At 47.5% G+C, this 8554-nt stretch carries 9 protein-coding genes and 2 tRNA genes; all 11 read left to right on the forward strand.

Features of this window, described 5'->3' with window-relative positions; translation table 11 throughout:
- On the forward strand, positions 1-849 hold an 849-nt coding region (gene argB, locus AB7U36_RS13370; RefSeq protein ID WP_428160257.1), incomplete at its 5' end, for an acetylglutamate kinase.
- 14 nt (positions 850-863) lie between these two features.
- Complete coding sequence (locus AB7U36_RS13375) at positions 864-2060, forward strand: aspartate aminotransferase family protein (RefSeq protein ID WP_428160258.1); 1197 nt, start codon at positions 864-866, stop codon at positions 2058-2060.
- A complete protein-coding gene (gene argF, locus AB7U36_RS13380) occupies positions 2057-2971 on the forward strand; it encodes an ornithine carbamoyltransferase (RefSeq protein WP_428160259.1) in 915 nt (304 codons plus the stop codon). Before AB7U36_RS13375 ends, argF begins: the two co-directional genes overlap by 4 nt.
- A gap of 40 nt (positions 2972-3011) precedes the next feature.
- Positions 3012-4391 (forward strand): argininosuccinate lyase, encoded by a 1380-nt coding sequence (argH, locus tag AB7U36_RS13385; protein WP_428160260.1) that lies wholly within the window; start codon positions 3012-3014, stop codon positions 4389-4391.
- 98 nt (positions 4392-4489) lie between these two features.
- Entirely contained in the window at positions 4490-4831 is a 342-nt protein-coding gene (locus tag AB7U36_RS13390; RefSeq protein ID WP_428160261.1) for a hypothetical protein, read from the forward strand.
- Positions 4818-5363, forward strand: coding sequence for a 2-amino-4-hydroxy-6-hydroxymethyldihydropteridine diphosphokinase (gene folK / locus AB7U36_RS13395; RefSeq protein WP_428160262.1), 546 nt, complete (start codon positions 4818-4820; stop codon positions 5361-5363). Before AB7U36_RS13390 ends, folK begins: the two co-directional genes overlap by 14 nt.
- The gene (gene fsa / locus AB7U36_RS13400) at positions 5347-5988 is read left to right on the forward strand and encodes a fructose-6-phosphate aldolase (protein ID WP_428160263.1); all 642 of its coding nucleotides are present in this window, start codon (positions 5347-5349) and stop codon (positions 5986-5988) included. Before folK ends, fsa begins: the two co-directional genes overlap by 17 nt.
- 98 nt (positions 5989-6086) lie before the next feature.
- Positions 6087-6161, forward strand: a tRNA-Gly gene (locus AB7U36_RS13405).
- A 4-nt stretch (positions 6162-6165) separates the two neighbouring features.
- A tRNA-Cys gene (locus tag AB7U36_RS13410) sits at positions 6166-6240 on the forward strand.
- Between the two features lie 343 nt (positions 6241-6583).
- Positions 6584-7765 (forward strand): transcriptional regulator, encoded by a 1182-nt coding sequence (locus AB7U36_RS13415; protein ID WP_428160264.1) that lies wholly within the window; start codon positions 6584-6586, stop codon positions 7763-7765.
- A complete protein-coding gene (locus AB7U36_RS13420; protein WP_428160265.1) occupies positions 7749-8465 on the forward strand; it encodes a 3'-5' exonuclease in 717 nt (238 codons plus the stop codon). Before AB7U36_RS13415 ends, AB7U36_RS13420 begins: the two co-directional genes overlap by 17 nt.
- Positions 8466-8554 lie beyond the last annotated feature (89 nt).

Raw genomic sequence — 8554 nt, forward strand, 5'->3', positions numbered from 1 at the left:
CCCTATATCCGGAAATTTTCCGGAAAAACCGTGGTAATCAAGTATGGCGGACACGCCATGGTGGATGAGGACCTGAAAACCAACTTTTCCAAGGATATTATCCTGCTTAAAACCATCGGGGTCAATCCGGTGGTGGTCCATGGCGGCGGTCCCCAGATCAATGAGGTACTCAAAGCCATGGGGATCACATCCACCTTTATCAAGGGTATGCGGTACACGGACAATGCCACCATGGATGTGGTGGAAATGGTTTTAGGCGGCAAGGTGAACAAGGATGTGGTGTCCCGGATCAACTTGGAAGGCGGACGGGCCGTGGGCCTTACAGGTAAGGATGCCGGGCTGATCCTGGCCGAAAAAATGACCATTTACCACCAGGAAGATGAAACCAAACCGCCTGAGATCATTGATCCGGGCATGGTGGGGGATGTATCCAGGGTAAATCCCGAAATCATTCACACCCTGAGCGCCCGGGGCTTTATCCCTATTATTGCGCCGGTGGGGGTGGGCAGCAAAGGGGAAACATACAATATTAATGCAGATGTGGTGGCGGCAAAAATTGCTTGTGCACTTAATGCCGAGCGCCTTATCCTTGTCACGGACGTGGACGGGGTGCTGGACAGTGACAAGACACTGATCTCCTCGGTGAATGAACAGCAGGCCCGGGAGATGATCCGGGATAACCGGATTTCAGGGGGCATGATTCCAAAGGTGGAGTGCGGGCTTTCCGCCTTGACCGCCGGCGTTAAAAAAGCCCATATCATTAACGGGAAAATTGCCCATGCTGTTTTGCTTGAGCTGTTTACGGACTCAGGGATCGGCACCCAGCTGTTTGCCGGAGATTCTAAATAAGAAGGAAATATAAAATGACGATTCAACTTACCCAGGATCATGTGTTTAAGACCTATTTACGCCAGGGCCGGCCTTTTGTCAAAGGACGGGGCACCAAGCTTTATGACGATCAGGGCAATGTATATACCGATTTTCTGGCCGGCATTGCCGTGTGCAACCTGGGGCATTGCCATCCGGATATCACCGCAGCCATTTCTGCCCAGGCAGGCACTTTGGTGCATGTGTCCAATCTGTTTTACACAAGGCCCCAGGCAGAGCTTGCAAAGGTTCTGACTGAAAAATCCTTTGCCGACCGCGTGTTTTTTGCCAATTCAGGTGCAGAGGCCAACGAGGCTGCCATCAAACTTGCCCGGCGGTTTTTCCAGGCAAAGGGGGAAGCCGACAGGTTCAAGATTGTCACCATGCAGCAAAGCTTTCACGGACGGACCATGGCCACGCTGTCTGCCACGGGCCAGGACAAAATTAAAAAGGGATTTTATCCCCTTTTGGACGGTTTTCTCCATGTGCCCTTCAATGATATTGAGGCGCTGAAAGCTGTTCTGGATGATACGGTGTGTGCGGTGATGATAGAACCTGTCCAGGGTGAGGGCGGGGTCATCCCTGCTGATCCCGAATACATCAAGGCTGTAAGACAGCTTTGCACGGACACCGGCACCCTGCTGATTTTTGATGAAATCCAGACCGGCATGGGCCGTTGCGGTACATTATTCGCCCATGAATCCTATGATGTGGTACCTGACATCATGACCCTTGCCAAGGCCCTGGCCAATGGGGTACCCATCGGCGCCATGCTGGCCAGCGAAACAGCTGCTCTGGGATTTGAAGTTGGCAGCCACGGGTCAACCTTTGGCGGCACCCCCCTTGCCACGGCCGCAGCCCTTGAGGTGGTTCGTTTGATGTCTGAACAAAATTTTCTGGCATCTGTCCGTGAAAAAAGCGCTTATTTTCTGGAACAGCTCAATGGTTTAAAAGAAAAGCATAAAAAAGTGATGGATGTCCGGGGTAAAGGGCTGCTGATCGGCATGGAGCTTGATATTTCCAAGGGAAAAACAGCCACAGAATACGTGTCTGAATGTTTCAAAAAAGGCTTTATTATTAATGCAATTCAAGATAAAGTTCTTAGATTTGCACCGCCCTTGATTATAGGGACCGTCGAAATTAATCAGCTGGTTGCCGAACTGGACAGCCTGCTTGCAGGAGACGATCATTGAAAAAGGATTTACTGTGTTTACTGGACCTTGAACCCCAGGATTTTACAACCCTGTTTGAAAGGGCACGAAGTCTGAAGGCGCGCCACAAAAAGGGCATTTTCGATTCCCTTCTGGCCGGCAAAACCCTGGGCCTTATTTTTGATAAAAAATCCACCCGGACCCGCATTGCATTTGAAACGGCCATGATTCAGCTGGGCGGGCATTCCATATATATGAGCACCCAGGATACCCAGATATCCAGAAATGAGCCGGCAAAGGATACGGCACGGGTTTTATCCCGGTATATTGACTGTCTGGCCATGAGAACCTTTGACCACGATTTGGTGGAAGCGTTTGCCAAAAGCGCCACAATCCCGGTGATCAACGCCCTGACAGACGCTTTTCACCCGTGCCAGATTTTAAGCGACATCATGACCGTGATTGAACATAAAGGCGGATATGAGCATATCAGGATCGCCTGGGTGGGAGATGGTAATAATGTGGCCAATTCCTGGGTCAATGCAGCTGCCGTGCTGGGGCTGGACCTGATCGTGGCCTGTCCGGACAACCATCATATCAATCCTGACATCATTGCCGCAGCCGGGGCAGACACAAAAGATAATATTGTGTTCACCAATGACCCTAAAGAGGCTGTTAAAGGCGCAGATGTTGTGTATACCGATGTCTGGGCCAGCATGGGTGAGGAAGATCAGCTTGAAGGCCGGCTTAAGGCATTCAAAGGATTCCAGGTCAATGAGGAGTTGCTCAAAGGTGCCAAGGATGACTGTCTGGTGCTTCACTGCCTGCCCGCCCACAGGGGGGAGGAAATTTCCGAATCTGTTTTTGAAGCACAAAACGCAGCGTTCTGGGATCAGGCGGAAAACAAGCGGCATATGCACAAAGCCATTCTGGAGCGCTTGATTTTAGGGTGATGTTAGGCCCAAGAGAGGAACTACATAGGAAGAAAAAATAATGAGTGAAAAATTATGGGGCGGCCGGTTTGCCGAATCCACGGATAAACTGGTGGAGTCTTTTAACGCGTCCATAGACGTGGATAAACGCCTCTATGAGAGCGACATAAAGGGCAGCCAGGCCCATCTTGAAATGATGGCAAAACAGGGAATTATCTCATCAGAAGATGCTGAAATCCTGGTGCAGGGTTTGGATACGGTAAAGGCCAGGATTGATAATGATGAAATGGCATTCACCGACGCCCTGGAAGACATCCACATGCATGTGGAGGAGCATTTAGGCGAAATCTGTGGACCTGTGGCCAGGAAACTGCATACGGGCAGAAGCCGTAATGACCAAGTGGCTCTGGATGTACGCATTTATCTCAAGGAAGAGACCCTAAACCTCATCCAAATGCTTAAAGATTTTCAGGCGGCCTTGGTGACCCTTGCCGATGCCAACAGAAAAACAGTGATGCCCGGATATACCCATATGCAGCGGGCCCAGCCCGTATTGTTTGCCCACCATATGCTGGCATATTTTCAGATGTTCAAGCGGGATGTGGAACGGCTGGAGGATTCCATGAAGCGCCTGGATGTGATGCCCCTTGGCACGGCAGCCCTGGCCGGTACGTCCTTTCCCATTGACCGGGAATATACCTGTCAGGTCCTGGGCTTTTCCCGGGTATCGGACAACTCCATGGACTCTGTGTCAGATCGTGATTTTGTCATGGAATTTATTTCCCATGCGTCCATCTGCATGATCCATCTGTCCCGGTTGTCCGAGGAGCTGATTTTATGGTCCACATCGGAATTTGCTTTTATCACTATTTCCGATGCCTTTACCACAGGCTCTTCCATCATGCCCCAGAAAAAAAATCCAGATGTGTGCGAACTTGTCAGGGGCAAAACAGGGCGTGTGGTGGGAAATCTCATGGCCATTTTAACCACCATGAAATCTTTGCCCATGGCCTATAACAAGGATATGCAGGAAGACAAAGAACCCTTGTTCGATACCATAGACACCTTAAAAGTCTGCCTTGAGGTGTATACCCGCATGCTGGCGCATATTGAGGTGCATAAGGACCGGATGCGCACGGCCTGCATGACAGGTTTTTTAAATGCAACGGATTTTGCGGATTATCTGGTCAACAAGGGCGTTGCCTTCAGAACGGCCCATGGCATTGCGGGCAAGGCCGTGGCCTTTGCCCTGGAAGAAAAAAAAGAACTGGATGATTTAACTTTGGAAGAGATGCGCTCCTTCAGCGATCTTATTGAAAAGGATGTTTATAAATTTATCAGTTTGGATGCCATGGTAGCCCGGCGCAACTCCTATGGTGGAACCGGATTTGACAACGTATCCGCGGCCGTGGATGCGGCAAAAAAGGAGCTTGGGATTTGAACCGGATATGTCAGCGCGTACTCATATGTCTTTTTTTTGCCTTTTGGGGTGCAGGCATCCTTTTTATGGTACCGGGATGCGGTAAAAAAGGGCCGCCAGTGCCCCCTGCTAAGGACGGTGATATCCCTGCGGCCCCCACAGGCCTGAAATACACGCTCAAGGATCGTGACCTGACCCTGACATGGACCTGTTCATCTTTGCAGAATCAGGAACAAGGGCCGAAGGTTGAAGGGTTTGAGGTGTTCATGGCAACCAAACCCCTGGATGGCTGCGAAGGATGTCCCTTTATGTTCAAATCCCTGGGCGTGGTTCCCATGCCCCGTAAAAGCTTTGTATACACCCTTGACCAGGATCTTCATTATTATTTCAGGGTGCAAACTCTGGGGAAGGACAACATAAAAAGCAAGGTGTCGGATACCCTTTATATTGAATTCCCCTGATTCCTTATCCCTGACACCTGCATTTTTAAGCATCGGCGCCAATGTGGGAAATAAGATTGCCAATCTTGGCCTGGCCATCAGCCGTCTTGGGGGAACAGAAGGGATTTTCATAGAAGCCCTGTCAAAATTTTATAAGACAGCGCCCCAAAACTATACGGACCAGGAGTGGTTTGTGAATGCCGCCATTAAGATTAACACAGCCTATTCTCCGGAAAAGCTTTTGGGCGTATTGCAGGCCATTGAAAAAGAGCAAAACATGGACAGCAAACCCTTCAGATTTGGTCCGCGCAGGATTGATCTGGATATTATTTTTTACGGCCAAAGAGTGATGGATACAGCCACGCTTGTGCTTCCCCATCCCAGAATGCATGAACGCGCCTTTGTATTAAAACCCCTTTGCGACATAGATAAAAATCTGGTTCACCCGGTAAACGGCCTGACCGTGGGTGAACTGTTCGAACAAATGAAAACAAATGAAAGCCAGGCAGTGATTGCCCTGGCCAAAGAGGAGACCCGTGAAATTTTTTATTGATACAGCCAATATTGAACAGATCAAGGATGCCAATGATATGGGCATGGTGGATGGTGTGACCACCAACCCCTCCCTGATTGCCAAAGAAGAGGGTGAGTTCAAAGACATTATTGCACAAATCTGCAAAATTGTTGATGGCCCTGTTTCCGCAGAGGTGATCAGCCTGGAGCATGAGGGCATGGTAACGGAGGCCCGGGAGCTTGTAAAAATTGCCGATAATATTGCCGTGAAAATCCCTATGACCGTAGAAGGGCTTAAGGCGGTTAAAACATTATCTGCCGAAGGCATTAAAACCAATGTAACGTTGGTGTTTTCCGCGCTCCAGGCCCTGATGGCTGCTAAAGCCGGTGCAACCTATGTCTCTCCCTTTGTAGGCCGCCTCGACGATCTGGCCCAGGAAGGCATGGGGCTCATCAAAGAAATTGTGCAGATCTACACCAACTATGATTTTGATACCCAGATCATTGTGGCATCGGTGAGAAGCCAACTCCATGTTCTGCAGTCTGCTCTGATGGGTGCGGACATTGCCACCATCCCCTATGGCGTGCTTAAAAAGCTGGCAGCTCATCATATGACCGACAAGGGCATTGAGTCCTTCCTGTCAGACTGGGACAAAAAAAAATAGCCTGGGCCTGGGCTGTCAATGCAGGAAAAAATAAGATTTTTATTAAAATTTCATTGACAAAAGAAAGCCATCCATCTATAAACCACACTTGTTGTTGAGCGGGAATAACTCAGTGGTAGAGTGCGACCTTGCCAAGGTCGAAGTCGCGGGTTCGACTCCCGTTTCCCGCTCCAGCAGGGCGGCTTGGCCAAGTGGTAAGGCGACGGCCTGCAAAGCCGTTATTCCCCGGTTCAAATCCGGGAGCCGCCTCCACCCAGATTTTAAGGGCTTAGAAGATTTCTCTCTTCTGAGCCCTTTTTTATTTGGGCTCTCCCAAAGTGGTGGTCTGGAAAAATATACCAGATCGCCCGTCTTAACTTCTTTCTTTAATACATTACGCTCTATTATAAATTTTTTTTTATGGAGAGTGAACTGATTTTTAAAGAAAAGTAACCGCTAAAAACAAAAAAACCTCATCGGCTGCAACCGATGAGGTCCTTCTGTAGAAGCTTGTGTCTTCTAAATTGAATAATCTCAGTTTAGAAGATAACTCAAAAAAAGAGTCTTGTCAAGCAATCGGTGGAGTGTTTTGTTTTTTCGGTTAGGAAGGAGACCGTTGAATAATCTCACAATCTCGCATGGTTATGCGAATGATCTTGATTTGTGGTTTGGGAAAATCGAAAGAAAAGACGGCGGGAAAATGACTGCAGGAATCGAAAAAACTTTTAAGGCAATGGTAAGATGCGCGGTTGGTAAAGACCATACGTTCGTGAATATGGGAACATTAGCCAACCGAACAAATGTATGCCATCGAACTATTGAAAGACACGTCAAGATTCTTCAAGAAGCCGGGCTGATTAACGCTGTGAGAGAAGAAATTAACGGCTGGATGCAGACCGTCTATTATTTTCTTGCCCATCCTGTAATCATTAAATTCAGGGAATTAAGGGCTGGTAAAACAAACCCTCAGCAAAAACCAGATGAAACATCCAAACCCGATCAGCCGAAAGCGGTCCCAGAAATTGAGCCTGAAACAGAGCAAGAATTACCAGACGGTAGCGACCTGGAGACCACCCAGGACTGTCATGCCCCGGATCAACAAAATTTCGGCAATTTGTCGGATTATACCTTAGATAGACTAAATATAGATACTCCCTCTCTATCGCCCTCAGAATCCGTCATAAATCATGGCCGCCAGGAGCCTGAAACCTGGGCAAAAGTCAAAGCGCATATTATCGAAAATGACCAACTAAATTTAGCCGCTAAAATGCTTCCCTGTCTGGAGGCTGAAATCGAGAACGGCAGTATAATTCTGTCAGGGCCAAACGAAATCGCATTACAAAGAATCCAGAAGCATTACGGTCAAACACTCAAAGATATTTTTTATTTTTATGGCGTTAAACCCCTTTTCTTCAAAGTTTTTTCGGAAGAACGCCAAAAAGAAAAAGATGAAGAACAAAAGCTGCAAGATCAAATCCAATGGCAGCAGCAGAAAGAACAGCAGGAAAGGTTTCTGGCTGAAAAACAGCAGCAGGAAGCTGGATTAAATAGTTTGCCCCTCAAAAAACAATTTGAAGTTCTTTTAAATCAATACCCCCGGAAAACCGGGAAATGGCAAGCCTGGATGAATTTTAAAAAACTTGTTCAGGCAGGAGAAATACCCAAAATATCAAAACTTTTACAAATCATTGGAAAAAACAAGATGTCCCAGGACTGGCAACGTGATAATGGCCGCTGGATACCTGGACTATCAAAGTTTTTGAAGGAAAGACGATGGTTAGATGAAATTAATACTTAGCACAGAAAACACCGGCACGGAAAGCCAGGATCAGGTTATAGAACTGGCAATTATTGACGCAGATACAGCCCAGACACTTTTTAATCAACGGTTCAAACCATCTGTTTTTATAAAGGAACAGGCTGCAGCTGTGCACGGCATTACCCTTGGTGCCCTGACACATATCAAAACCTGGGCATATTACCATGATCATATTCTTGAGATTATTAAATGTGCAGAGTCGATAATGACCTATAACGCCGATTTTGACTTCAGGCTAATGCGGCAGACTGCAGAGGCATTTGATCGTGTCTGGCCGCAAACGATCACACCATGCCGGGATTTAAGGGCAGCGTATGCTGACATCGCTCAGATTGAATTCAGCGAATATTACGGTACCTGGAAATGGCAAAAATTAGAAGTGGCCTGCCAGCAGCAAGGTATCGATGTGTCTGACCTCAAAACGCACAATGCGCTTGATGACTGCAGGGCAACACAACGGCTGTATAAAAAATTGCAAGGTGCTTTTGACGCCTATTGGAAACCGTTTGTTAAGCCTCAGTCCACTAAGTATGAAGAATTTAAAGAAAATATAGAAGAAATATCACAGCTGTTTTCTCAAGGCATACCCATAAATCATATTCATCAAAAACTTATTCAAGACGGTAAAATAACCTTGTCGTACACGCATTTTACCAAGTTTTTTAAAGACTATACATAAACTTATGTCTCTTTAGCCGTGCCGCCCACACATAGACTTGGACCAAAACTGGGACCTAAAATATCCCAATACAGAGAAATTGAGTTCCA

It is taken from the genome of Desulfobacter sp. (genome assembly GCF_050177295.1).

What these genes read in the sequence shown, in the direction of transcription:
- AB7U36_RS13375 (WP_428160258.1), top strand. Translation starts at nt 864, where the DNA reads ATGACGATTCAACTTACCCAGGATCATGTGTTTAAGACCTATTTACGC.
- argH (WP_428160260.1), top strand. Translation starts at nt 3,012, where the DNA reads ATGAGTGAAAAATTATGGGGCGGCCGGTTTGCCGAATCCACGGATAAA.
- AB7U36_RS13420 (WP_428160265.1), top strand. Translation starts at nt 7,749, where the DNA reads ATGAAATTAATACTTAGCACAGAAAACACCGGCACGGAAAGCCAGGAT.